Annotated in this window: 25 protein-coding genes; 16 read left to right on the forward strand and 9 right to left on the reverse strand. The window is 42.0% G+C overall.

The window, feature by feature from the left end:
* Position 1 precedes the first annotated feature (1 nt).
* The 6 genes from ACOOEY_RS03660 to ACOOEY_RS03685 form a co-directional block, all read right to left on the reverse strand.
* A complete protein-coding gene (locus ACOOEY_RS03660; protein WP_420387320.1) occupies positions 2–1618 on the reverse strand; it encodes a hypothetical protein in 1617 nt (538 codons plus the stop codon).
* 19 nt (positions 1619–1637) lie between these two features.
* A complete protein-coding gene (locus tag ACOOEY_RS03665) occupies positions 1638–1832 on the reverse strand; it encodes a PspC domain-containing protein (protein WP_420387321.1) in 195 nt (64 codons plus the stop codon).
* A 22-nt stretch (positions 1833–1854) separates the two neighbouring features.
* Positions 1855–2862 (reverse strand): endonuclease/exonuclease/phosphatase family protein, encoded by a 1008-nt coding sequence (locus ACOOEY_RS03670; RefSeq protein ID WP_420387322.1) that lies wholly within the window; start codon positions 2860–2862, stop codon positions 1855–1857.
* A gap of 129 nt (positions 2863–2991) precedes the next feature.
* Positions 2992–5409, reverse strand: coding sequence for an ABC transporter permease (locus tag ACOOEY_RS03675; protein WP_420387323.1), 2418 nt, complete (start codon positions 5407–5409; stop codon positions 2992–2994).
* A gap of 139 nt (positions 5410–5548) precedes the next feature.
* Entirely contained in the window at positions 5549–7963 is a 2415-nt protein-coding gene (locus ACOOEY_RS03680; protein ID WP_420387324.1) for an ABC transporter permease, read from the reverse strand.
* A gap of 80 nt (positions 7964–8043) precedes the next feature.
* Positions 8044–9216, reverse strand: a complete 1173-nt coding sequence (locus tag ACOOEY_RS03685) for an alanine racemase (protein ID WP_420387325.1) — start codon at positions 9214–9216, stop codon at positions 8044–8046.
* Between the two features lie 67 nt (positions 9217–9283).
* Between ACOOEY_RS03685 and ACOOEY_RS03690 the strand changes: the two genes are divergently transcribed.
* Genes ACOOEY_RS03690 through ACOOEY_RS03710 form a run of 5 tightly spaced genes read left to right on the forward strand, consistent with a single transcriptional unit; the run spans position 9284 to position 11031 of the window.
* Positions 9284–10129 carry an SPFH domain-containing protein gene (locus tag ACOOEY_RS03690; protein WP_420388632.1) on the forward strand — a complete coding sequence of 282 codons (846 nt, stop codon included), beginning with the start codon at positions 9284–9286 and terminating at the stop codon, positions 10127–10129.
* A gap of 4 nt (positions 10130–10133) precedes the next feature.
* On the forward strand, positions 10134–10277 hold the full coding sequence (locus ACOOEY_RS03695) for a hypothetical protein (protein WP_420387326.1): 144 nt from the start codon (positions 10134–10136) through the stop codon (positions 10275–10277).
* Positions 10278–10279: 2 nt separating this feature from the next.
* Positions 10280–10441, forward strand: a complete 162-nt coding sequence (locus tag ACOOEY_RS03700; RefSeq protein WP_420387327.1) for an Arc family DNA-binding protein — start codon at positions 10280–10282, stop codon at positions 10439–10441.
* Complete coding sequence (locus ACOOEY_RS03705) at positions 10441–10653, forward strand: zinc ribbon domain-containing protein (RefSeq protein WP_420387328.1); 213 nt, start codon at positions 10441–10443, stop codon at positions 10651–10653. The genes ACOOEY_RS03700 and ACOOEY_RS03705 overlap by 1 nt, the downstream gene beginning before the upstream one ends.
* Positions 10654–10656: 3 nt before the next feature.
* Positions 10657–11031, forward strand: a complete 375-nt coding sequence (locus ACOOEY_RS03710) for an SdpI family protein (protein WP_420387329.1) — start codon at positions 10657–10659, stop codon at positions 11029–11031.
* On the opposite strand, the gene ACOOEY_RS03715 is transcribed toward ACOOEY_RS03710, so the two are convergent.
* A complete protein-coding gene (locus tag ACOOEY_RS03715; protein WP_420387330.1) occupies positions 11023–12732 on the reverse strand; it encodes an ArnT family glycosyltransferase in 1710 nt (569 codons plus the stop codon). The genes ACOOEY_RS03710 and ACOOEY_RS03715 overlap by 9 nt on opposite strands.
* Before the next feature lie 69 nt (positions 12733–12801).
* On the opposite strand from ACOOEY_RS03715, the gene ACOOEY_RS03720 reads away from it, so the two are divergent.
* The 7 genes from ACOOEY_RS03720 to ACOOEY_RS03750 all read left to right on the forward strand — a co-directional run bounded on the left by ACOOEY_RS03720 (position 12802) and on the right by ACOOEY_RS03750 (position 18221).
* The gene (locus ACOOEY_RS03720) at positions 12802–13197 is read left to right on the forward strand and encodes a GtrA family protein (protein WP_420387331.1); all 396 of its coding nucleotides are present in this window, start codon (positions 12802–12804) and stop codon (positions 13195–13197) included.
* A 96-nt stretch (positions 13198–13293) separates the two neighbouring features.
* Complete coding sequence (locus tag ACOOEY_RS03725) at positions 13294–13929, forward strand: peroxiredoxin (RefSeq protein ID WP_420387332.1); 636 nt, start codon at positions 13294–13296, stop codon at positions 13927–13929.
* Between the two features lie 231 nt (positions 13930–14160).
* Positions 14161–14541: a hypothetical protein gene (locus tag ACOOEY_RS03730; protein WP_420387333.1), complete on the forward strand. Its 381-nt coding sequence runs from the start codon at positions 14161–14163 to the stop codon at positions 14539–14541.
* On the forward strand, positions 14541–16190 hold the full coding sequence (locus ACOOEY_RS03735) for a hypothetical protein (RefSeq protein WP_420387334.1): 1650 nt from the start codon (positions 14541–14543) through the stop codon (positions 16188–16190). The genes ACOOEY_RS03730 and ACOOEY_RS03735 overlap by 1 nt, the downstream gene beginning before the upstream one ends.
* Before the next feature lie 10 nt (positions 16191–16200).
* Entirely contained in the window at positions 16201–16716 is a 516-nt protein-coding gene (locus ACOOEY_RS03740) for a hypothetical protein (protein WP_420387335.1), read from the forward strand.
* 22 nt (positions 16717–16738) lie between these two features.
* Positions 16739–17707, forward strand: a complete 969-nt coding sequence (locus tag ACOOEY_RS03745; RefSeq protein ID WP_420387336.1) for a hypothetical protein — start codon at positions 16739–16741, stop codon at positions 17705–17707.
* The gene (locus ACOOEY_RS03750; RefSeq protein WP_420387337.1) at positions 17658–18221 is read left to right on the forward strand and encodes a hypothetical protein; all 564 of its coding nucleotides are present in this window, start codon (positions 17658–17660) and stop codon (positions 18219–18221) included. Before ACOOEY_RS03745 ends, ACOOEY_RS03750 begins: the two co-directional genes overlap by 50 nt.
* Before the next feature lie 3 nt (positions 18222–18224).
* Here the strand turns inward: ACOOEY_RS03750 and ACOOEY_RS03755 are convergent, their stop codons facing one another.
* Entirely contained in the window at positions 18225–18929 is a 705-nt protein-coding gene (locus ACOOEY_RS03755; protein ID WP_420387338.1) for a DUF4197 domain-containing protein, read from the reverse strand.
* A gap of 172 nt (positions 18930–19101) precedes the next feature.
* Here ACOOEY_RS03755 and ACOOEY_RS03760 point away from each other — a divergent pair, with 172 nt between their 5' ends.
* Genes ACOOEY_RS03760 through ACOOEY_RS03775 form a run of 4 tightly spaced genes read left to right on the forward strand, consistent with a single transcriptional unit; the run spans position 19102 to position 21852 of the window.
* Positions 19102–19443, forward strand: coding sequence for a YciI family protein (locus ACOOEY_RS03760; protein WP_420387339.1), 342 nt, complete (start codon positions 19102–19104; stop codon positions 19441–19443).
* A gap of 5 nt (positions 19444–19448) precedes the next feature.
* Complete coding sequence (locus ACOOEY_RS03765) at positions 19449–20675, forward strand: RNA polymerase sigma factor (protein WP_420387340.1); 1227 nt, start codon at positions 19449–19451, stop codon at positions 20673–20675.
* Positions 20676–20729: 54 nt separating this feature from the next.
* A complete protein-coding gene (locus ACOOEY_RS03770) occupies positions 20730–21377 on the forward strand; it encodes an outer membrane beta-barrel protein (RefSeq protein ID WP_420387341.1) in 648 nt (215 codons plus the stop codon).
* A 43-nt stretch (positions 21378–21420) separates the two neighbouring features.
* On the forward strand, positions 21421–21852 hold the full coding sequence (locus ACOOEY_RS03775; protein ID WP_420387342.1) for a hypothetical protein: 432 nt from the start codon (positions 21421–21423) through the stop codon (positions 21850–21852).
* On the opposite strand, the gene ACOOEY_RS03780 is transcribed toward ACOOEY_RS03775, so the two are convergent.
* The gene (locus ACOOEY_RS03780; protein WP_420387343.1) at positions 21853–22116 is read right to left on the reverse strand and encodes a hypothetical protein; all 264 of its coding nucleotides are present in this window, start codon (positions 22114–22116) and stop codon (positions 21853–21855) included.
* Between the last annotated feature and the right edge of the window lie 162 nt (positions 22117–22278).

Consider the following 22278-nt stretch of genomic DNA (forward strand, 5'->3'; position numbering starts at 1 on the left):
CTTAGTTTCCGCTTGAGTTAAATTCAACATCTAACTGACCGGAGACTTTGAACTTCAGTTCATAATCATCGAACAGTTTTACACTAGCACCCTGATCTGCATCAGTTGTGGTTAATGTCACCACAAGGTTGATTGAGCTGGCATTGGTTATTGCCCTAATATCATCTTCTTCCAGAACAAAATCGCTTACCGCGTTGGCAGGTAATGAGGTTCGGCCATCTGTTCCTACTTCAGCAGCTTCAAATGCCGCCTGTTCATCCACTGAATAAACTATATCACCATTGGAGTTCAGGAATTGAATTTCAACCAATCCACTCAGCGGAATATAGTTTTCAGAAGCCAGTCTGATCATTAGTCGTTTAGCCTGATCAATATCTTCTGGAGGGGTAAAGGACATACTCTCCTCTGCTTGCAGACCATCGATATTCATATCGAAAGGGATTTCGATCCCAACTCCAACGGTCAGTAAACTGGCATCATTGATAAAGTTGTATTGAAATGGAACTCCATCAGGATTAGATTCTGCTATCACATCGACCACAATACGATCAGGCTGAATATTGAGCATATCCACAATGTTTGAGTTGTCTTTATTCATCTCAATGGTGGTCTCTCTTATGGCTCCTTCATTAGCTACTCTTGGGCCTGCTATTTCATTCAACTGAGTAATAATATCGCCCTGAAGACTAAGCGTTTGACCATCTTCATTACTGGCTTGTATCTGCTGAAAGTCAACTGACATTGGGAAACCAAAGCTATTGTTGAAAACAAAGTTTACCTGTGGATCAGTAAAGGTTATGTCTCCTGTGAAGAACTGGCTAAAGAAGTCAAAGTTTACTATCTCAAAACTCACTTCCAGTTCCTGTGAGTCCAGGTAACCATACACTCTTTCAAACTTAGTATTATTTATACCTATGCTATACTGTATTCTGTCTGTAGAACTAACTGTTGTAGTTGGAGTAATTGTGATATCATAAGTTAACTCTACCAGGAACTTGTTGGAAGCAGCATCTCCGTTGCTGTCTAAATGGAAGTAGCCAGCATACTGACTCAAACTCTCTGTGTCATTAAAAGTATTATTACCCGGAGTAAGAGTACCAGACATAGTCAAAGGGGCACCTGCCTCCTGAAGAGATGTAAATGTTGCTGTGAAATCGATTTGAGCATCAAAGTCAGATTCTACGGAAAAGTCGAACAAACCTGACTGAAAGAAGATACTGTCATATCGTTCTCCTCTTCTCTGAACCAGATCAAACTCATAGGACTCCGAAACAGTTACAGTTGTTGAAACTCCGGGATTATTGATGTCAACACCTGAAGGAAGCGAAGACTCAAAACCCTGATCCTGAATCTGAAGAAAGTCCTGAGCACTTTGAGATTGTAATTCTTCACTGTAAACAATGGTTACCACACCTTCATCATTAGAGGTAACTCCGGCATTGGCATCATTTAACTGCTCAAAAAGCTCATCGACAGTGTAATTCAATTCGCCAAAGACCACCGCTATGGATGGATCGAAAACGATATCGTCAAATTCGGCATTCTCAAAGTATTTGACGTTGCAGGCGACTAGTATTGTACATAGCCCCAAACAGGAGAGAATTAGAAGTTTTTTCATTATAGGGGATTGGGTTGGGCTATTTTTCAGGCATCACGGCCCAAAGTATCACGTAGACGAGTAAACCCGGAAAAGCAGCGCTAAATATGGAAATCACTACATAGAGTAGCCGAACCGTAGAAACATCCCAGCCCAGAAACTCGGCAAGACCTCCACAAACGCCTGCAATCACTTTATTTTCACTCGAACGAAATAATCTGTTGCTCCCTGCCATAAAAAATGATTTAAACCACAATTTAAGGAGTTATCTCATAAATTCCGATTAGCGGAAAGTGATCTGAAAAAGAAACGTTGTTAAGAGTCTCCAATGAATGAGCTACCAGTCCCTCAGAATAGAACTGATTATCGATTCTCAGAAAAGGAATCTTGCCGTTGTAGGTAATACCAAAACCTCTGCCTACCTCTTCAAAGGCATTTTTGAACTGCTTTTTGAACTGAAAGTAATTATAACTGAAAGGTACATCATTAAAGTCGCCTACCAGTAACTGACGATAACCAATAGTATCAGTCACCTCCATCAGTTTCTTAACCTGACGGGTTCTTTCTTTGCTGGCCGTCAGAAATTTCTGTGTTACCTCTTCATACTCATTCTTGATCCCCTCGGTGGATTGAATTTTATCAGGGTTAATCCCCATAGATTGAAGATGAATATTATATACCCTAAGTGTATCATTGCCAATCTTAAGGTCTGCATAAGTCACGTTGTTGGTATGATCATCCTGAAATATTTGGCCCGAACCAATGATCGGAAACTTAGAGAAAATGGCAAAGCTCTTGGCATAGCCTCCGAAGTGGGCGTAATAGTCTTTAGTTCCATTTAGTGACCTGGTATATTTCGAACCGAAGGCAAATTCCTGAAGGCAGATAATATCAGCATCAGAAGCCACAATCCACTCTGAGAGCTCTCGCCTGGCCTCTTCACTCTCCGGATAATTGTACCTCATTACATTGTAATTAAGCACCTTAAAGGAATTCTGTCCTGGCTCAGTTCTACCTTGAAAACTCATGGCGACATTCAGGAACGGATAGGCAATTACAATCAGAACAAAAGCGACAAACCCGGATTTCCACTTAAAGAAAACCGCCAGTAGCAACAATATGATATTAAGTAAAATGACAATTGGAACGCCAAATGAAATTACTCCGGAAAACCTGAAGAAAAGAGGAGATATGAGCACACTGCTATAAACCAGCAGTGAAAAAATAGCCCAAATTGTAACCGGCAATTTCAGTAATGACCTCATGAAACCATTCAAATCACTATTCTAACAATTTTATAGCTAAAATCTTGTGATTGAAATTGTAAAAAGTATAGTAAGGCCAAGTATTCAGATTCAACTGACTGAATATCTTGACCATACATTTTTCAGATATTATTCGTTTCTAAGGGCTTTCACCGGGTTCCCTGTAGCCGCCTTTAATGACTGATAACTCATAGTCAGCATAGCAATAAGTAAAGCTCCCAGGGCGGTAAAAGCAAATATGTACCAACCAATGGATGTTCTGTATTCAAAACCCGACAGCCAGGAATTCATAGAGTACCAGGCCAAGGGAGCGCCAAACAAGAAGGCGATCAGCACCAGCTTACCCATATCCTTAGAAAGCAGGAATACAATCTGAGCTACATTGGCACCAAGTACTTTTCGAATGCCCACTTCCTTAATCCTGTTCTCAGCGGTATATGATGCCAAGCCGAATAACCCTAAACAAGCAATAGATATAGCTAAACCGGCAAAGACTCCGAAAATCTTACCCAGCCTCTGTTCTGCATCATACATTCTGTTGAAGCGATCGTCTAAAAAAGATGTTTCAAAGGGTTGATTAGGCGCTAATCTTGTCCAGGCCTCTTCAATTCTGGAAATCAGACCAGAATAGTCCTGAGTATTAACTTTCAAACTCATCAAGCCGGCATTGTTGCCCAGCATCATACAGAGTGGTGCAATTCTGTCTTTGAGTGTTCTGTAATGAAAATCTTTCACTACCCCTACCACTTTCAGGCCTTGAATATTACCTTCCAGGTCAACGAAGTTGCCAATGGTTTCTCCAATTGGATTCTCGAATCCAAACTCTTTCACTGCTGCTTCATTGATGATTATACCCAACGAATCTGTTGGAAAGTCTCTGGAGAAGTTACGACCAGCAGTCATACTCATTCCCATGGTTTCTATATACTCATAGTCAACATACCAACTGCTCATCAGCACCTGATTGTCCTGAGAAGGAACGATACCCTTGATGAATACATTCATATTGCTATTGGATGGGGTAGGCAAATAACCTGAAACCGAAACGGATTTTACTTCAGGGAATGATTCAAGTTCAGTCTTTAGTGCCTGTACATTACCTCTTGCCAAATAGGCATCATTAATAATTACCACTCTGTCTCTATCGAAACCCAGGTTCTTATTCTGAATAAATTTCAATTGGTTTAAAATCACCAGAGTTCCAATTACCAGGAATATGGAAGCACAGAACTGAATAACCACCAGGACATTCCTCAGGGCTCCACTCTTCATACCTCCACTCAGACTACCTTTCAAGACTTTTACCGGTTGAAAAGCAGACAGGAAGAATGCAGGATAGCTACCAGCCAACAATCCCACTATAAAGACTCCGGCCAGCACACTAACAAGAAATACAGGATCAGTAAAAGGAATCGTCAGATTCTTATTGGCCAGGTTATTGAAAAATGGTAATGCCACATAGGCCAACCCTATGGCTAAAACAAAAGACAACAAACTGATGATTAATGACTCGGCCAGGAACTGATTGATCAGTTGTGCCTTCAGTGACCCTAACACCTTTCGTACTCCTACCTCTTTAGCTCGGTGAGCCGATCTGGCGGTAGCCAGGTTCATGAAGTTGATACAGGCAATGAGCAAAATAAATAAAGCAATAGCAGAGAAGATGTAAACATATTTGATGTCGCCATTGGCATCGATCTCTCCTTCCAAATCAGAATGCAAATGGATGTCGGTAAGGGCTTGCATACCAAAAGCCATAGCAGAACCACTATTACCCATGTCTTCCCATTCCATATTCATAAACTGTTTCACTTCAGGGCCAACATAGCGCTTCAACATATCCGGAAAACGAGCTGCCATAGCCTCCGTATCTGCATCTTCAGTTAAAACCACATAAGTCTGAAAGTTCATACTCAACCAAATCGGGCGCTTGGCCTCATCCAGTGTTTCCATGGAGCCCATTACATCGAATTGGAAGTGCGTGTTCCTGGGTATCTCCTTATACACGCCTGTCACTACATAGTCCTTGGCTGAACCAAATTCTACAGTCTTCCCGATTGGATCAGTGCTTCCGAAATACTTCTTGGCAGCAGATTCACTCATAATGAGCGATTTAGGGTTTACCAGTGCCGTTTCGGGATCACCTAAAAGAAGTTCGATATCAAAAATATCGAGCATGGAATTGTCGGCCCAAACGAAATTCTCCTCTTTAAATACATTTTCTCCAAAACGAATAAAAGGAGAGCTATTTACCCTGAATCGACCATATTGAATTACCTCAGGAAAATCTTCATAAAGCGTTTTACCGACTGATGGTCCAACCACTGCCAGGTCAAAGGCAGAACCATTCAAGGCCCCCGACATGGTGAGCCTGTAGGTTCTGTCTGCCTTCTCAAAGTGCTTATCATAGCTCAACTCATCAGTGACAAAAAGCATGATGAGCAGACAACAGGCTATACCAATAGCCAGACCGGAAATATTGAGTAGAGAATAGAACTTGTTTCGAAATAAATTGCGGAAAGCAATCTTGAAGTAGTTACGATACATAGTAATGTTGTTTGAGTTTGACGCTGTAAAAGAAGCTGATGATCCAAAAAACTGATAAACAGAATCGGTGAATCAACAGCACTTATCGGTAAACAGACAAAAAGAAAGCCCGTGAATTAATTCACGGGCTTTCTTTTCATTATTCGCTCCTTAAGGCTTTGGCAGGATTCCCTGTGGCTACCTTAATCGATTGGTAACTCATAGTGAGTAGTGCAATAAACAGTGCACTCGCCCCCGCCAACACAAAGACTGTAATACTCATTGGTGGACGGTAAGCGAAGGATTGCATCCATTCATTCACTCCATACCATCCTACGGCAGAGGCTACTACAAATGAGATAAGAATGAGGATAGAGACTTCTCTGGACATCAGATAAATCAATTGATATAAAGAAGCTCCAAGTACCTTTCTGATACCAACTTCCTTAGTCTTCTGCTGGGCTGTAAAAGCGGCCAGACCAAAAAGTCCCAGGCAGGCAATGACTATAGCAAGACCGGCAAAAATGGAGAAGATATCACCCAATTGATTTTCAGATTCATACATGTTGCCGAAACGATCATCCAGAAAACTATACTCAAAAGGTTGATCGCTCGCCATTTCTTCCCAGGCCATTCTGGTCTCATCAATCACCTGCTGATAATTAGCAGAGTTGAGTTTAAGCCCTAGGTAACCTCTTTGTGACCCCATTCGCATTACCATCGGACCAATCTCTGTCCTTAAAGACTCGAAGTGAAAATCTTCTATGATGCCAATCACTTTGTATCTGTCCAGAGCAGTTCCGTCATCATTAAAATCTCCGATGACCGCATTTTCCAGATGCTCAATGCCATATACCTGAGCTGCTTTCTCATTGATTACCATGGCCATGGTATCAGTAGGTATATCTCTATCGAAGAATCTTCCTTCCTTTAGCTTGAGTCCAAACACCTCAGCATAGTTTTCATCAACAAACCAGTTCTGTGAAACCTGACCTCTTTCCTGGTCCACTATAGCATCAGGAAAAAATACAGTGGATGATCTTGAGCTGGAAGTTGGTAAATACCATGTATAGGTGCCACTTTCAATGCTGGCATTATTAAGCAACTGGTTTCTGAAAGGCTCTACATTATCTCCCAACAGGTAAGTATTGTGTACCAACAGCACCTGATTCTTTTCGAAACCGAGTTTCTTGCTCTGGATGTATTGCAACTGGTTTAGAATACTGAATGTACCGATGATGAGTAGAATAGAAATAAAGAACTGAAACGTAACCAGGGCCTTTCTCAGGCCTCCACTCTTCATACCCATGCTCAGATTCCCTTTCAAGACCTTTACGGGAGCAAAAGCTGAAAGGAAGAAGGCAGGATAAATACCAGCCAAAAATCCAACGATCAATGAACCGATTAACACATAAGGCAGCTGAGTTAAAAAGCCAATGGTCATCTCACGATCTGCAAACTGATTGAAGAATGGCAATACCACAATGGCCAATGCCAATCCTATCATTCCACTAATGAAAGTGATAATGACTGACTCAGAAATAAACTGAATAATCAATTGACTTCTGAAGGAGCCCATTACCTTTCTCAACCCTACCTCTTTGGCTCTGTTGGCACTTCTGGCAGTACTTAGGTTCATGAAATTGATACAAGCCAGGATCAGTATAAAAGCTGCAATGGCTGAGAAGATATAGACATAAGTAATATCGCTTTCCGGCTCAAAGCCTCCGTAATTATCTGATCTGAGGTGAATATCTTCAATGGGTTGAAGGAAGTAATTAAAGCTGTTACCAGCCGCTTCAAACTCTTCAAAAGTCATATCCAGAAATTGCTTGAATTCAGCACCCATCTTCTCAATGGCTATCTGATTCATCTGTGCCTGAACATCATCAAATGAGGCATTCTCATTCAATACCAGATAGGTATCATAATTCTGGTTAAGCCATTGCTGGCTATTGTATTCATCTTCTCGTGTAATGAAAGAAAGAATGAGGTTAAAACGAAAATGGCTGTTATCGGGAATATCTTCATAGACCCCGGAGACAATCCAATCCTCATCATTATCAAGCTTCACGGTTTTGCCTATCGGGTCTTCATCTCCAAAATACTTGCGTGCTACCGACTGACTCATGGCCACATGATTCTTTCGGAGCAAAGCCTCTTTGGGGTTTCCGTAAATCATATTTACCTGAAAGACATCAAAGAATGTCTCATCGGCATAAACCACCCTGCTTTCATTAAAAACCTTGTCCTCGTAATTGACTATCCAGTTTCCCGTATTGAGCAGCCTCAAACGCTCTTCTACCGCAGGAATTCTTTCTTTAAACACACCTCCTGTAGGCGATGGGCTCTGAGAACCGGTAAAGTCACGGCCATTGAATGAACCTTCAATAACAATACGGTAAATATTATCGGAATTTTTAAAGTGCTTATCGAAGCTCAGTTCATAGCCAACATAGGTAACGATAAGTAAACAACAGGCTATACCAATAGCCAGACCTGAGATGTTGAGGAAGGAAAAAAACTTATCCTTCCAAATGCTCCTCAGAGCAATTTTTAAGTAGTTCTGTAACATAAGAATTGGTTTGAGTTTGACCTTAAGGCTTTCACCTTTGCACCAAGGACGAACCAAACCAACCGATAGTTGCAGCCCCCCTAAATATTCTCTAAATGTTCCATTCTTTCACCGCTCAAAGTCACATAAGACTTCAACAGATTGGCGGTTAGGCACGAATGAATAGGCAAAAACCCTAACACATCTCCTATTTGTACCTTTTCGAATACCTCTTCGGTCAATTGAAGGATGCCATGCTCTTGCGAAAGTGACACCAGTTTGGCGTCCGGAATAATCCTCGACCAGTCATTTTCAGCAATTATGACCAATTCACCAAAGAACTTCTGTTCATGTTCATCGAACAAATGGTCTTTAGAAAAGTGAACAGCTCCACCATGGATAACCACCTGATTCCTGCTGGAATACTTCGCTACAACGGGACAGGCAACAGCAACGGCAATGTCAGTCTCATCACAGACATTCAGGTAATTCATCACCAAATCATAAAAGATGAAATTTCCCGGGCCAATTTCGTCTACACCCCTCATGTCTTCTACCACAGTACAGCCGGGAGTATCTCCCATTCTAATAATCACCTGATCTACCATAGGAGCAATCAGGTTCTTCAATAGATTCATCTTCTTAATAGAGCTGGACCATATCAAGCGAATATCTTCAATGCTATCGGCATGATAGGTATTACCCGGATGGCAATAGAGGCCATAAAATACCAGCTGCTCATTCTTATTGATTGCCTCGACTATCGATTTCAAAGTTTCTCTATCTGAAGCTGCAATGCCTGACCTGCCATAACCTGCATCTATTTCTACCAATACCTGAACCTCAGCATGGAAAACACCATCCAGCATTGGCAGTAAATCGGCATCGGAGACCAGAATCGTAATTTTCACACCTTCAGCCAAAAGCCTGTTAATTACTTCAGCCTCTAGAATATTGAAGGGAAAAGCGATGGTAATATCCTTCCATCCTGCACTGGCAAAATATTCAGCCATTTTCACTGAAGACACAGTGATTCTGCTTACCCCTTTCTGCCTGACCAGTTCAGCAACCTCTTTAGATTGATGCGTTTTGAAGTGCGGGATTAGCTCGGTACCGGTTCTGCTGGCCTTATCCAACATTCTATCCAGATTAGCTTCCATCTTTTGCAAATCCAGCAAAAGAGTCGGTCGGGTAATTTTGAGTTCCATGCCTGAATTAAGCGCATTGAACCGGAGCTGAAAAGTTTTTCTGACAAAAGCCAACCTTTTTTTCAAAAGCCTCGTATTTTTTGATTACTATTTGATATCATTTTAATATCACTTTAAATTCAACACCATGAAAATCGAAAAACCCTTTAAGCCCGGCTCTGGATTTGGCATGCTAGCACTTGCCTTCCTGATACTCATAGCTGGCATTGCCGGTCTGATAATGACCAGGATGCCATACTTTGCGATCCTGTTTCTTATCTTCTTATTTATGCTTCCCGGTTTCTTTGTGGTGCAGCCCAACCAATCGAGAGTCTTAATATTCTTTGGTGAATATCGCGGAACAGTGAAGAAGAATGGTTTCTTCTGGGTTAACCCTTTCTACTCAAAAAAGAAAATATCGCTTAGAGCCCACAACTTCGACAGTGAAAGGGTCAAGGTAAATGACAAACTGGGTAACCCCATTCTCATCAGTGTTATTCTCGTGTGGCAGGTCGAAGAAACCTATAAAGCGGCTTTTGAAGTCAATGATTATACTCACTTTGTAAGGGTACAGACAGATGCTGCAGTAAGAAAGTTAGCCAATACCTATGCCTATGATAACTTCGAAGATGATAGTGAAATCACCCTTCGTTCAGGAATGGAAGAAGTGAATCATGACCTGGAAGAAGAACTGGCAGAAAGATTAGCCATTGCCGGTATTAAGGTAATTGAAGCAAGAATTGGCTACCTGGCCTATGCCGAAGAAATAGCCAGTGCCATGTTACAAAGACAGCAAGCCACTGCCATTGTAGCTGCCCGCTATAAAATTGTAGAAGGTGCGGTAGGCATGGTTGAATCAGCTCTCGAAGAGCTGAACAAGAAACAGATCGTTGATCTGGATGAGGAGAAGAAAGCCGCCATGGTCAGTAACCTCATGGTTGTGCTTTGTTCTGACAAATCAGCATCACCGGTAGTTAATGCAGGCACTTTAAACCATTAAGATTATGCAGTATAAGATTATACAAAAAGGACCATTTGAAAAGGTAGAGAAGTTTCAGGTCAGACTCAATCAACTGGCTATGGAAGGCTGGCGAGTGGTTACCGTAATGAGTGATATCTACCTGATACTTGGAAAAGAGAAGTACTAGTTATGTCTAAGAAAAAACCATTCGTACTGAGGTTAGATCCCGAAATATTATCGGCTGTCGAAAAATGGGCAGCCGATGAGTTCCGTAGTACCAATGGACAAATGGAATGGATTGTTAACAAGGCTTTGAAAGAGGCCGGCAGATTACCTAAAAAGAAAGAATAATGGAACACAGAAACTGGAAATGCACAAAATGTAATAACAGACAATTCGAAACGGATACCATCGCTACTACGGGTAGCGGCTGGACCAAAATCTTCGACTTGCAAAACAGAAAATTCGCAACAGTGAGTTGTAGTCAGTGCGGTTATACCGAAATGTATAAAATCGGTCGATCCAGAACACTCACCAACATATTCGACCTGTTCACTACTTAAGCCATGGAAGAAGGTTTGTTGATTCACATCATCATCGGAGTTTCTGCTTTATTACCTGGAATTCTGATGCAGTTTGTCAATCCTAAAAGTCAGAGCCGATGGATGGGTTACAGAACTCCCATGTCTTTGAAGAGTCAGGAAACCTGGGAGTTTGCCAATAAATACAGTGCAAAAGCCTGCCTTTGGGCAGGAGCAATCACTATACTGACTCAACTCACACTCATTTTCACGCTGGATAATCTGGAGGCTCAAATACTCATCACTTCAGGAATAATGACCCTTAGCGTGATGGGTGTGCTGGCGATTACTGAAATCAAGCTCAACAATCGCTTTGATAATGAGGGGAAATTGAAAAACCCTGAAGAGGATTTATTCTAGCTCCAACTCGTATTTTCTGGAATTAATGGGGGGCTCTATGCCCTCCACCTGTATGGAGAATCGCAGGTGATACTTTCCCTCCTCCAACATGGGTTGAGCAACAACCACATCCAATTCCATTTCTTCACCAGGATTCATTGACCGATTCAGCAAAAGCAACTGCTCTTTACCCACGGGAGTTAATCCTTTCAGGAAGTGTGCATTTAGATAAACAGACCTTCCTCCAACATCGTTAAAGTCTACCGCATAATCATAGTGATTAGTCAACCTGAGCTTCATCCTCACACTATTAGCCTCTAGGGCTTCTATCTGTTCCTCTTCTACTACTTCAATCTCCACTTTCCTGAAGCTTCTGAAGTCTTCGACTATTCGGTAATGTATCCCCTTCCCTATTTCGGTATAGTAATCATCGTAGCGGGTGGTATCCTGAAAACGGTTGATTTGAAAAACCCTCTTCCCTTGTAGATTCTCTTCCAGGGTCATCAGGTCGTGTTGTGTTTCCCTGTAATCGAAAGTATTGTAACAATGCACAATATCTCCAGTCAGATAAGCATATCTTGAGGCCCTTTCATAATGATTATTGAACATAATAGGTAAACCACCACTCAGCTCTTCTACCTCTTCGGCCCAACTATCCCAACCATGCAACACGTCCCAACCCTCTGTCCATGACTTGGGGAAGAAATCATACATTAGATAAATCCTGGCCGGAACCATCAAAACGATGGTAGCTATTGAGAGTCTTTTTAACCAGAGTTGCCACTTAGGTCTGTTGAGCATAAAATCATAACCCAATAAGATCAATGGTACTGTCAAAATGGAAGTCCAGTGCTTATGGAATTCCACTTTAAAGGTGGAAATGAAGAAGAAAATCAATACTCCGTAGATAGTAAATCTCAGTGCTCTGTTCAGGTCATCAGACTTACGGTTTCTGAAAGATGCAATAAACAACATCAGGCCTATGAACGGACCAAAAACCACTGGTTGAATACCCACATAGTAAGCTAATGTATCAAGACCGAATCCCATATCGATTCGATTGTAGAGATGGAATTTGATTGTGGCAAAATCATGCTGATACTGCCAGATCGTATGAGGAATCATAAACAGTACAGTAAAGCCTACTGTCAACCAGAATGAGCGCTTTAAAAACAGTTTAGGGTTAGACAGTACTGTAAACATCACCACGAGAAAACCATGGTGCTTACTGAGCATAATCAATGCAATTGACAGGGCCAGCAAAGCCACTGTTTTGAGATCATCCTTCTTCAGGTAGTTCTTATAGAAATAGAAAAACAGGGCTTCTGAGAGCAATAATGGCACATCTGTTTTAACCAATGCCGCTCCCACATGAACAGGAGCACAGCCCACAAGAATCCAGACCAACAATTTATCGTCCCGCACATCCAGCGTTTTCCTGATCACAATGATGGTCAGTATATTACAGACGAGCATACCCAGACGAAGGCCCAGTGCATTAGGCAACAACCAATAGCCAGGTGCTGTCACCACTCCAATCATAGGCGGGTGATCCAGATAACCCCAATCCAGAAATTGAGAGAATATCCAGTAATAGGCCTCTTCTCCACTCACTTCGGTGAAAGTATTTTGAATCAGGCCAGCTACGACCCAGATGATGAGAAAAATGGTGAAGAAACCATCCTTATTGCCCGAATGGGCGCTGTCTAGTTTAGTAGTCATTTGGTTGAATTGCGAATCACAAAAATAAGCTTTTTCAAGAAACTCAAATGTTATGCATATTTGCAATTCGTGGAAACCGAATTGACCGACCTTGCCCTCAAATTTATCCGCTTCTGTGTTGTTGGACTCACCGGAATGGCTATTGACTATGGCATAACTTATCTGGGCAAAGAAAAATTAAAAGCGAATAAGTACCTGGCCAATGGCTTCGGGTTTCTGTTAGCTGCTACCTGTAACTTTTTTCTCAATAAAGTCTGGACATTCCACGATTCCAACCCTGAGGAATTAGTCCAATACTCAAAATACCTCGGCTTTGCAGTGGTTGGTTTGGGTATCAATACCCTCATCATTTATCTGTTGATCAATAAAAGAAACATGAATTTCTATTGGGCCAAGCTTATTGCTATAGGTGTGGTAGTGCTCTGGAACTTCATCACTAACTATAATTTCACCTTCGTGAGATAATTTTTTTTAAACATTTCCTACTATTTCTATAGACTTTTAGAACTTTGTATTCCTGAGAACGTTCTCTTGATGATTACAAACTAAAAAAACACAATTATGGCGATTAGACTAGGAGATATTGCACCTGATTTTAAAGCAGAAACAACTGAAGGCACCATCCAATTTCATGAATGGTTAGGAGACAGTTGGGGACTGCTATTTTCACACCCGGCAGACTACACCCCCGTATGTACCACTGAACTGGGCAGAACGGCACAGCTTAAGTCGGAATTCGAAAAAAGAAATGTAAAAGCCATTGCCGTTTCGGTAGATGGACTGGAGTCACATAGAGGTTGGATCAATGACATCAACGAAACCCAGAATACTGAGGTGAACTTCCCCATCATTGCCGATGAAGACAAAACTGTAGCCAACCTCTATGACATGATTCACCCGAATGCCAACGATACGCTCACTGTGAGATCGGTGTTTGTAATCGGGCCCGATAAGAAAGTGAAACTTACGCTCACCTACCCTGCCTCTACAGGAAGGAATTTCCTGGAAATACTTAGGGTGATAGATTCACTTCAGTTGACTGCCAATTACAGCGTAGCCACTCCGGCTGACTGGAAAGAGGGTGAAGATGTAGTGGTTTCACCTGCCATTCCTACCGAAGATATTCCGGAGCGTTTCCCAAAAGGTCATCAGGTGATTAAACCTTACCTGAGAACTACGCCTCAACCGAATAAATAGCAAGAGCACCCAACTGTGGCTGTCTGAAGACACGTAATTGATTGATAATCTTATTGAAAGACCGACCAGCATTAGTTCAGGTAAGCAAGTCGGGAATAGAGTAAGCCATGTCAATCAGGTGTCGTATCAGGCAGCCACGTTTTATTTAAGCCAATCTAAGGTTTCAGGTCTTTCTAATGTGAAATCGTTTCCTTAACTTTTGAAGCTTATCAACCAAAACCCAACAGCACAATGTCAAAATTAGGAGAAGGACTCAAGAACCTTGCAGACAAAATCGGTGGAGCAATAGATGACCTCGCTTCGCTTGAAGTAACCACATATTCAGGCAATTTCACACTTACTTTCAGTGACTTAAAAGAAGAAGGCGATTCTCCCTTTAAGGTGAAGTCTTTGCTCGAAAGTACAGCTGCTACCCTTGATTCTAAACTTGATCTTGTAGCCTATTCAAGGTTCGAGATTGACTCGGATGCATCCAATATTGTCAAGTCAAACCTTACTGAGCAGGATCAAACCCTCATTCAGGCTCATCAGGCGATGGTAGAATCTGCCATGGCGGCAAGAAAGGCTACTTTCGAGATGATCACCAATATGATTGGTCTTAAACTGGATTAATGTCCGACATTCTGGACATAGTAGACACACTAGACCAGGAATATCTTCCAACTGATTCTCAAAATCCGGAAGCGCTGGAACAGATGCTTAGTGACCTGGGCTATCTGCCGGTATTCAATGGCCAAAGTTCACTGAACAGTAACAGTGATCTTGATCAAGCGATGAATCGCTTCAAGACCGAGTTGAAAGAATCCGGGCTTCTGCCTCAAGCCGAAATCAATCAGATCAACCAAATCTATGGCGAGCAAAGCGATGAAAAAATACTCGAGCTATGCCTGGATATGGATGAAGGTCTGAAGTTCAAAGCACTGCCAACATTTGGAGATCGGGGACTACAAGTCAGAATCATTCATTATCGTCTCCATATTTTGGGCGTTTATCATCAGCCCATTGATGCTTACTACAGCTCGTCCAGTTATTCGGGTTTGCAGCAATTGACCCGCTATACGGGCAAGACTCTTCTTTCCACACTCAACCTGCTTTCTGACCTTCAGGAATTCACAGTGGTCTATCTGAAAGAGCGGGGTTTTGAACAACCCATTTCCATCTTTCAGGTATCTCCTTCAGTACTGGAAAACCTCAGAGATGATCAGGGCAAGAAAAGCAAACTCCCTGACTATACCGGAGCATTCAAACGGGCTGTTAAAAGAGAATTAAAAAACCACCCTGATGTTTTCAAAAAACTGAGAGACAGTCTTTTTAAGAAAGATGACGATGCTGTGAATGAACAAGTCGCGCTGACCATGAGTCGGAATGACGATAATGCATTCATTATCCGCCTCATTCAGATTCATCAGTGGATGGCCGGATTCTACCATGGTCGTCTCGATGGTGAGTTGGGACCTGTCACTATTAATAGCCTGAGAGAAATCATCAGCTCATACAATGACTCGGGAGAAGACATCGATGAAAAGAAAGCATTGGTGGTCCTCGTTGAAAAAGACGGAATCATTGCCTTTAACACCATCTTCTTTCTCAACAAATACAAAGTAGAGCACAGCCAGTCTGATAAAACAATACAGACGCTCGAGACCATCAACAATAGCTATCAAAATGCCAAGGCAGATGATCAAAAAGCCTTCAGAGATAACTTCACAACAGGTATAAAAGACGTTCGTGATGGCAAAGACCCTTCATCAAGCCATGGCGGCAAAGGTTTTCTGGGAAGAATCTTCGGAGGTATCAGAAGCTTTTTCAAGAAGATATTCCGCTTTGCCAGTAAGATCTTCGGGTGGATCGCCAGGAAGGTGGGAAAGGCGCTCTCTTTTATTACTTCCTTTCTGAAAAAGATTTATGAAGTCATTAAACAGGCAGCCCACCACTTTATTGAAGGTGTAAAATTCCTTCTGGGGCGAACCACCATATTGAGTGGTACCCCACAGCAAAATATTATTACTCAATTCAATGTCGACAAGGATGTTATTAACCTTGTTCAGCAATTGGATGAGGCCATTCTCAGCATACACAAAGCCAAAGTAAACGAGAAGGTACAGTCCTTGAAATTTAGCCTGATGCTTATTGCTCTGCTCTTCAAGACCATTAAAGTCTTATTGGTTGGAGCCATTGTAGCCTGGCCCATTTTTCTGCTCAAACTGGCGAAATCATTTAAGCAACTAACAGATCAGTATAAACTTATTCAAAACACATAAACTTACCCATATGCCAAATCAAGACAACGAAAACCCACAGGGCAACAATACCGAAGCCCCTGCTAACTCAACAGAGGCCACTCCAGTTCAGGGCAGAAAGAACTTCTTTGATGGAGTAATTAATGACTTTAAGGAGTTGGCACTCTTACGTGTCAGTACTCTTATCGGAACACTACCGAACAACAGCTCTGTAACTGTTGAAGATCTTCAAAATGGACAAGGTCAGGATGAGATCATTTCTCAAATGAACCTGAACGATGCCATGATGACTAAGATTGACATGGTTTCAGGTGACATTACTACCGTAATGTCTCAGGCTTTCGAACAAAATCAAACCTTGAGAGAGTATCATTCGATCAGAGAAAATCAGGCCCATGAAATTGTAATCAGAAATGTGAAAGTATTGGAGAAGGTTGGTGACCTGTTGATCAAATTCGTGAAAGATGAAGGTATCTTTAAGAACAAGGGTCAGGATCCTACTCCTGCTACACCTGGTACTGAAGAAAACGCTGATACACAGAACTAGTCAATAGCTTTTTAGCTCCTCTATGAAGAAGTGGCAGATTCAAATACAATCGGCTGCGAACGATCTGACGCACCTGGAAATCAATACCATCATTGCTTCAGATATGACCGCAGCCAAAACACCTTCCAGATCCAGGGAGTTGCTGCATGGCATTGCCATTAAGTATGATAAAAAGCTCACTGATCTGCTCATTGAATATAAGCTGATAGAATACCTGAAAGAAAACAAAAGGTATAATCAACAGGTAGCGAATCAGTTGAATGGCCTTGTGCGCCAGAGTGGTTTCCTTTCTTTTGAGGAGTTCCAGACCAGAGCCAGACTTACTTCCAGCCTGATCAGCGAGATTCAAGGCAGCATAGATAAGCCTGCCGATGATATTGACGCAGACCTGGGCATGCTCAATCGGATAGATCGAAATGCTGAAAGTATTAAAGATGTGCTCTTTCAGGCAGATACCAGAATACAGCTAAATAACGGGGCACTTACTGGTAAAAGGACAGTTACCGTTGAGCAGCGCAGCAAAACCAACTGGTTTAAGAAAGAAGCTAAAATTAAAGAGGTGACTGTTTCGGTCACTATCGATGATCAGGAAAAGAAGGATCAGCTAATCGAACTGCTCTCAGTCAAAAATGATAAAGGTGAGCCGAAAAACCGGGCTACCTTTGGAGATACTCCGGATGCCATTTTCATTTCGAGAGAAGGTCAGACTACTCAACGGCATGATATTTCTGAACTCGACCTGGATATCAGACAATTCTCTATTCTGAAAAAAGCTTATGACATAGGTACCTCCAGAGTTGCCCTGCAAACCATTATTGGACTGGATGGTGATGTAACTACCCGAATTGCCAAATCATTTGCCGATAATCAGATTCCGCTGGTGAATGAATTGCACCACGATGGTATCAGGCTTTCTGTTAACTACTGGGAAAAACTAATCGATGCGCTTACTAAGTTTGGTGAATACATTGTTGGTAAACTTACGAAGTAACATCCTGTGGGGCAGCTTAAATGCCTGCAGGGTTTACTTTCAGTTGTTTTACAGAGGCTACATCCGCGAGACCTCAAAAGGCCAGTATTTCAATTTGGTATCAGAACTCACCTTGCTGGGTGACCTCAATAATATGATCGTTTATAAAGGCACCAGTCAACTCAACTACCATGAGCAAATGGAGCTGTTGAGCGAAGACGAAACCCTTCTGACAGATTTTAAGAATGTATCGAGAAACCTGCGACAGAAACTAAAGGGCATTCGTACTCTGCCCATGGCCTTTAGTCTTATAATCAATACGGTACTATTGCTTATTACCTTCCCTTACCTCAAAGAGGATTATTATTGCCTCATTAATCTGACACTGGAGGACCTGAGCATGAACGCTCTGGGAGTCTTGGGCCACTGTCTTTTCCTCCCCTTAACAACCCTTAATCGATACCTTCTACCCAAACTCATCTTTAAACTGGGAGCTATTCTCCTGAAGATATACCGCTGGTTTAGCAACCTTTAGACCTTACTTAAAAACCTTCTTCAACAGTTCAGTTGTTCTGGCTCCCGGATTCTCTCTAATGTTAAGTTCTTCCTGAGCAATCATCACAAACAGGCCGTCAATGGCTTTCTCTGTGACGTAAGCTGTCAGGTCGGTTTCTACCTTCTTCACTAATGGAATCTTATTGTATCGCTCCATCACATCTGACCAATATTTGGTAGCATTTACCTTCTTCAAACTGGCATCAATGATTGGGCTAAACTTAGCAGTGAGTTGCGATGTGGTCTCTCTTTCCAGGAAGCGGGTGGCAGCATCCTGCTCGCCCTTGACAATGTTAATGGCATCCTGAATAGTTAAGGCTTTAATGGCCGCTACAAAAATATCCTTAGCTTCTGAGGCAGCATCTTCGGCAGCGCGGTTCAGTGATAAAATGGCTTCATCTACCTGATTACCCAAGCCAAAAGCCCTCAGCTTTTCCTCTACATTTTGTGCTTCGGGAGGAAAAGGAATTTTGATTTCCGGGTTTTTGAAGTAGCCGTCTACCTGCGAAACCACACCCACTCCTTTAACTGTACCTTGTTCGAGTGCTTGCTTCAGGGCATTAGCCGCCTCTTCTTTGGTAAATGCAGCATCTCCCCCAATCAACTCTTTGGCTTTCTTAAAGATCTGCGCCTGAGATGAACAATTAAACATGAAAAGACTGATGATAATGAATGCTAGGTTTCTCATAACAATGTGCTTTGTGTATAGGTAACGAACGAGAATAGAAAAGTTGGAATGTGTCTGTAAAATTTATGTTAAAGGGTGATTTCAATAGGGAAGAAAAAAGGCAGATGATGTCCAATTCTATTTTCTCCAATTGTCATGAAGAAAAAGTATTTTAAAAATCTAAAATCAAATCATGAAAGAGTTTATTCTGATTTTCAGACATGAGAACGCCACAGGCAAGGTGTCACCAGAGCAAATGCAAAGCTGGATGAAACAGCAAATGGATTGGGTAGCAGGCATTGAAGCTCAAAACAAATTTGTTGGTGGAACTGGTCTCTTATTCGATGATGCCAAGGTAGTAGATCATAACAAGATAGTGACCAATGGTCCATTCGGAGACATAAAGGAAACGCTCGGTGGCTATGTAATTGTAAGAGCTGAATCAGCAGAAGAAGCTGCTGAGATGGCCAAAGGCACTCCTATTCTTCAGGGAGAAGGAAATACAGTAGAGGTCAGACAGATTTTTAAGGGCTAGTACCCGTGAGCAAGACTGAACTCATCCCTCATTTATTTAGAACAGAGTATGGGAAATTGGTTTCCGTACTCTGTAAATATTTTGGACTCAGCCATATTGAAATTGCCGAAGATATAGTCAGCAATACTTTTCAGAAGGCACTGGAAACGTGGCCTTATCATGGAGTACCTGATAACCCGCAAGCCTGGCTATATACCGTAGCCAAAAACCAGGCCTTTACCTGGATTAAGAGGCAGCAGACATTCACTGAAAAAGTGAGTAAAAGCCTGGAAACTGAAGAGGATATGTCGATCAGCATTGATCTTAATGAGCACACTATTGAGGATAGTCAACTGAGGATGCTATATGCTATTGCACATCCGTCTATATCACAGGAATCTCAAATTGCCATGGCTCTAAGAATACTCTGTGGATTTGGAGTCGATGAAATTGCCTCAGCCTTTCTATGTACCAAAGAAACCATCAACAAAAGACTATATCGCGCCAAGAAGAAACTGAGGGATGCGGATATCAGGCTCGTTCTTCCCGAAAAACATGAAATACAACAAAGAACAAATACGGTTTTACTCACCCTTTATCTACTTTTTAATGAAGGGTATTACTCGGAATCCACAGAGCATCTGATCAGGAAAGACCTATGCCTCGAGGCTATGAGGCTCAACTATCTGCTGCTCAGCAACTCTATAACTCAAGATCACAACACCTATGCTTTAATGGCCCTGATGTGTTTCCAGGCCTCCAGGCTCGATGCCCGTCAGAATGAGCAGGGAGAATTGATCCTATACGAGGATCAAAACACCGGCCTATGGAGTAATGAGTTGATTGAAAAAGGATTCTACTACCTCCGCAAGGCATCTATTGAGGAAATACCCGGTAAATATTATCTGGAAGCAAGCATTGCCTATTGGCATACCATTCAGGAAGACTCGGTCGAAAAATGGCGAAGTATTCTAAGTCTCTATGATGCCCTCCTGTTACTTGAACCATCTCCTGTTATCGAACTGAATCGCATATATGCCCTGTCAAAAGTTGAAGGGATTGATGCCGCTATTAATTCAGGCTCACAATTAGCTCTGACCAACAATCCATTCTACCATATCCTAATGTCAAATCTAACTCAGGTTTGCGATCCGAAAACATCATTACACCATCTGAACCGTGCCATTGAGCTAAGCCAGTCAAATCGCCAGAAACAATGGCTGCAAAAACAGCTTCTCAAGTACAGCCTCTGATTCCAACCTTGTACCAACCTTGCTGTGTCATAAGAACAAGCAACACCAATAACAATGAGACAAGCATTTATTCTATTACTCTGCCTTATCAGCCTTCAGTCTATCGCTCAAAACCAAAGGATTAAAGTAGGCTTCCAGTATACTCAGGACAATATCAGTGGCGAAAACATCGTCTATGACAACGACAATCTGGTAGGCGAAAGAATATTCAGAGACGAATACAATTATAGTATTGGTTTCACAACCACACTGCTCACCAATTCCAACTTCAGTTTTAAAAGTGGACTGCTCTACAGCAACAAGGATTATAAGGCCCTGGAAACATGCCCAAACTGCCTAAGTATAGGAATTCCTATTCCGGATTTTATCAGACAGAGGTTTATTTCAGTACCAGTTCAACTTAGTTTTAGAGCCAAAGAATACAAAATAAGCCCTGTTTTTGACGCAGGGTTCATCAGCAACTTCGGACTATCAGAAGGTGTTGAGTTTAGTCGTGACAATTTCCTCGAAGCGAGTTTTAGCCTGGGAATGGCTTATGCTATCAGTGAAAGCTTCGACATACAGCTATCCTATTTTAACCGATCCGCCATATCGGCCATTTACGATAGTAGAGTAGGCAAAGACCCCAGTGACCCTGAATACAAACCCAACCGATTGAAAACTGAAGGCTTTAGTGTCAATGTCCTGTACAGTTTTAATTAGAAGCTGAAAAATCAGAACCCGATAAAGAGAGTTCCGTACAACCATGGTTCAAGTCTTAGCCATGGAACTACATCGTCAACTCTCCGATCAGGCATTGATTGATCAGCTGAACTCAGCACAGCTCTCCCCTTCTTACTTCAGCCATGAAGCTCATTTGAGATTAGCCTGGCTATTGATCAAACAGAAAGGGATTCATCAAGCCATTGAAGAGGTACAACAAATACTTAAGCATTATGTGAAGGCACTGGGGGCTGAAGAAAAATACAATACAACCCTGACGATTGCTGCTACGAAAGCAGTTTATGCCTTTATGTTAGAAAGCGAAGCTGAATCATTTGAGGAGTTCATGCAGGATGCTCCACGACTGAAAACAGAATTCAGGCAGTTGATGGCATCGCACTACAGTGAGCATATATTCCAGGCTGAAGAGGCTAAAGTAAAATTTATGGAACCGGACCTATTGCCCTTTCCCTGATTAGTCCTCTTTAGGCTCATCGCCTCCCACCAGGAGCACCTTTTGGTTTTCGGTGATGGCATCTACCATTTTCACATAGCTGATGCGCTGACCTGTGCTTTTGGAAACATAGAAATACTCAAGACCATCCAATTCTACTGTGCATTCTCCCAAATCATAGCGCAATGAGCGAACGACCGAACCCTCAACAATAGGGTTATTATTCAAATCGAGGAGTTTTGGAGCTGTGGGTTCTTTAGGCTTCTTCTTGAATAGTCCGAACATATCTTAAAATTAATTGCCAAATATAGAAGGTGTTTTGGAAATCTACCACGTCCTTAGTCGTAAGGTCTCTTGCCTAATGGAGAATCTACCTGTTCCCGGCAGAGATTCTCAGCTTCAGCCCGAATGACCGTAAAAAGGAAATGTAATATTCCCTAAAACCGT

The sequence above is a fragment of the Roseivirga sp. genome, assembly GCF_965216855.1.
Lineage (GTDB): Bacteria > Bacteroidota > Bacteroidia > Cytophagales > Cyclobacteriaceae > Roseivirga.

Excerpts from the sequence above, each read along its gene's own strand:
- ACOOEY_RS03660 (WP_420387320.1), bottom strand. The coding sequence starts at position 1,618 with ATGAAAAAACTTCTAATTCTCTCCTGTTTGGGGCTATGTACAATACTA.
- ACOOEY_RS03665 (WP_420387321.1), bottom strand. The coding sequence starts at position 1,832 with ATGGCAGGGAGCAACAGATTATTTCGTTCGAGTGAAAATAAAGTGATT.
- ACOOEY_RS03670 (WP_420387322.1), bottom strand. The coding sequence starts at position 2,862 with ATGAGGTCATTACTGAAATTGCCGGTTACAATTTGGGCTATTTTTTCA.
- ACOOEY_RS03675 (WP_420387323.1), bottom strand. The coding sequence starts at position 5,409 with ATGTATCGTAACTACTTCAAGATTGCTTTCCGCAATTTATTTCGAAAC.
- ACOOEY_RS03680 (WP_420387324.1), bottom strand. The coding sequence starts at position 7,963 with ATGTTACAGAACTACTTAAAAATTGCTCTGAGGAGCATTTGGAAGGAT.
- ACOOEY_RS03695 (WP_420387326.1), top strand. The coding sequence starts at position 10,134 with ATGCAGTATAAGATTATACAAAAAGGACCATTTGAAAAGGTAGAGAAG.
- ACOOEY_RS03700 (WP_420387327.1), top strand. The coding sequence starts at position 10,280 with ATGTCTAAGAAAAAACCATTCGTACTGAGGTTAGATCCCGAAATATTA.
- ACOOEY_RS03705 (WP_420387328.1), top strand. The coding sequence starts at position 10,441 with ATGGAACACAGAAACTGGAAATGCACAAAATGTAATAACAGACAATTC.
- ACOOEY_RS03710 (WP_420387329.1), top strand. The coding sequence starts at position 10,657 with ATGGAAGAAGGTTTGTTGATTCACATCATCATCGGAGTTTCTGCTTTA.
- ACOOEY_RS03715 (WP_420387330.1), bottom strand. The coding sequence starts at position 12,732 with ATGACTACTAAACTAGACAGCGCCCATTCGGGCAATAAGGATGGTTTC.
- ACOOEY_RS03725 (WP_420387332.1), top strand. The coding sequence starts at position 13,294 with ATGGCGATTAGACTAGGAGATATTGCACCTGATTTTAAAGCAGAAACA.
- ACOOEY_RS03730 (WP_420387333.1), top strand. The coding sequence starts at position 14,161 with ATGTCAAAATTAGGAGAAGGACTCAAGAACCTTGCAGACAAAATCGGT.
- ACOOEY_RS03735 (WP_420387334.1), top strand. The coding sequence starts at position 14,541 with ATGTCCGACATTCTGGACATAGTAGACACACTAGACCAGGAATATCTT.
- ACOOEY_RS03740 (WP_420387335.1), top strand. The coding sequence starts at position 16,201 with ATGCCAAATCAAGACAACGAAAACCCACAGGGCAACAATACCGAAGCC.
- ACOOEY_RS03745 (WP_420387336.1), top strand. The coding sequence starts at position 16,739 with ATGAAGAAGTGGCAGATTCAAATACAATCGGCTGCGAACGATCTGACG.
- ACOOEY_RS03750 (WP_420387337.1), top strand. The coding sequence starts at position 17,658 with ATGCGCTTACTAAGTTTGGTGAATACATTGTTGGTAAACTTACGAAGT.
- ACOOEY_RS03755 (WP_420387338.1), bottom strand. The coding sequence starts at position 18,929 with ATGAGAAACCTAGCATTCATTATCATCAGTCTTTTCATGTTTAATTGT.
- ACOOEY_RS03760 (WP_420387339.1), top strand. The coding sequence starts at position 19,102 with ATGAAAGAGTTTATTCTGATTTTCAGACATGAGAACGCCACAGGCAAG.
- ACOOEY_RS03770 (WP_420387341.1), top strand. The coding sequence starts at position 20,730 with ATGAGACAAGCATTTATTCTATTACTCTGCCTTATCAGCCTTCAGTCT.
- ACOOEY_RS03775 (WP_420387342.1), top strand. The coding sequence starts at position 21,421 with ATGGTTCAAGTCTTAGCCATGGAACTACATCGTCAACTCTCCGATCAG.
- ACOOEY_RS03780 (WP_420387343.1), bottom strand. The coding sequence starts at position 22,116 with ATGTTCGGACTATTCAAGAAGAAGCCTAAAGAACCCACAGCTCCAAAA.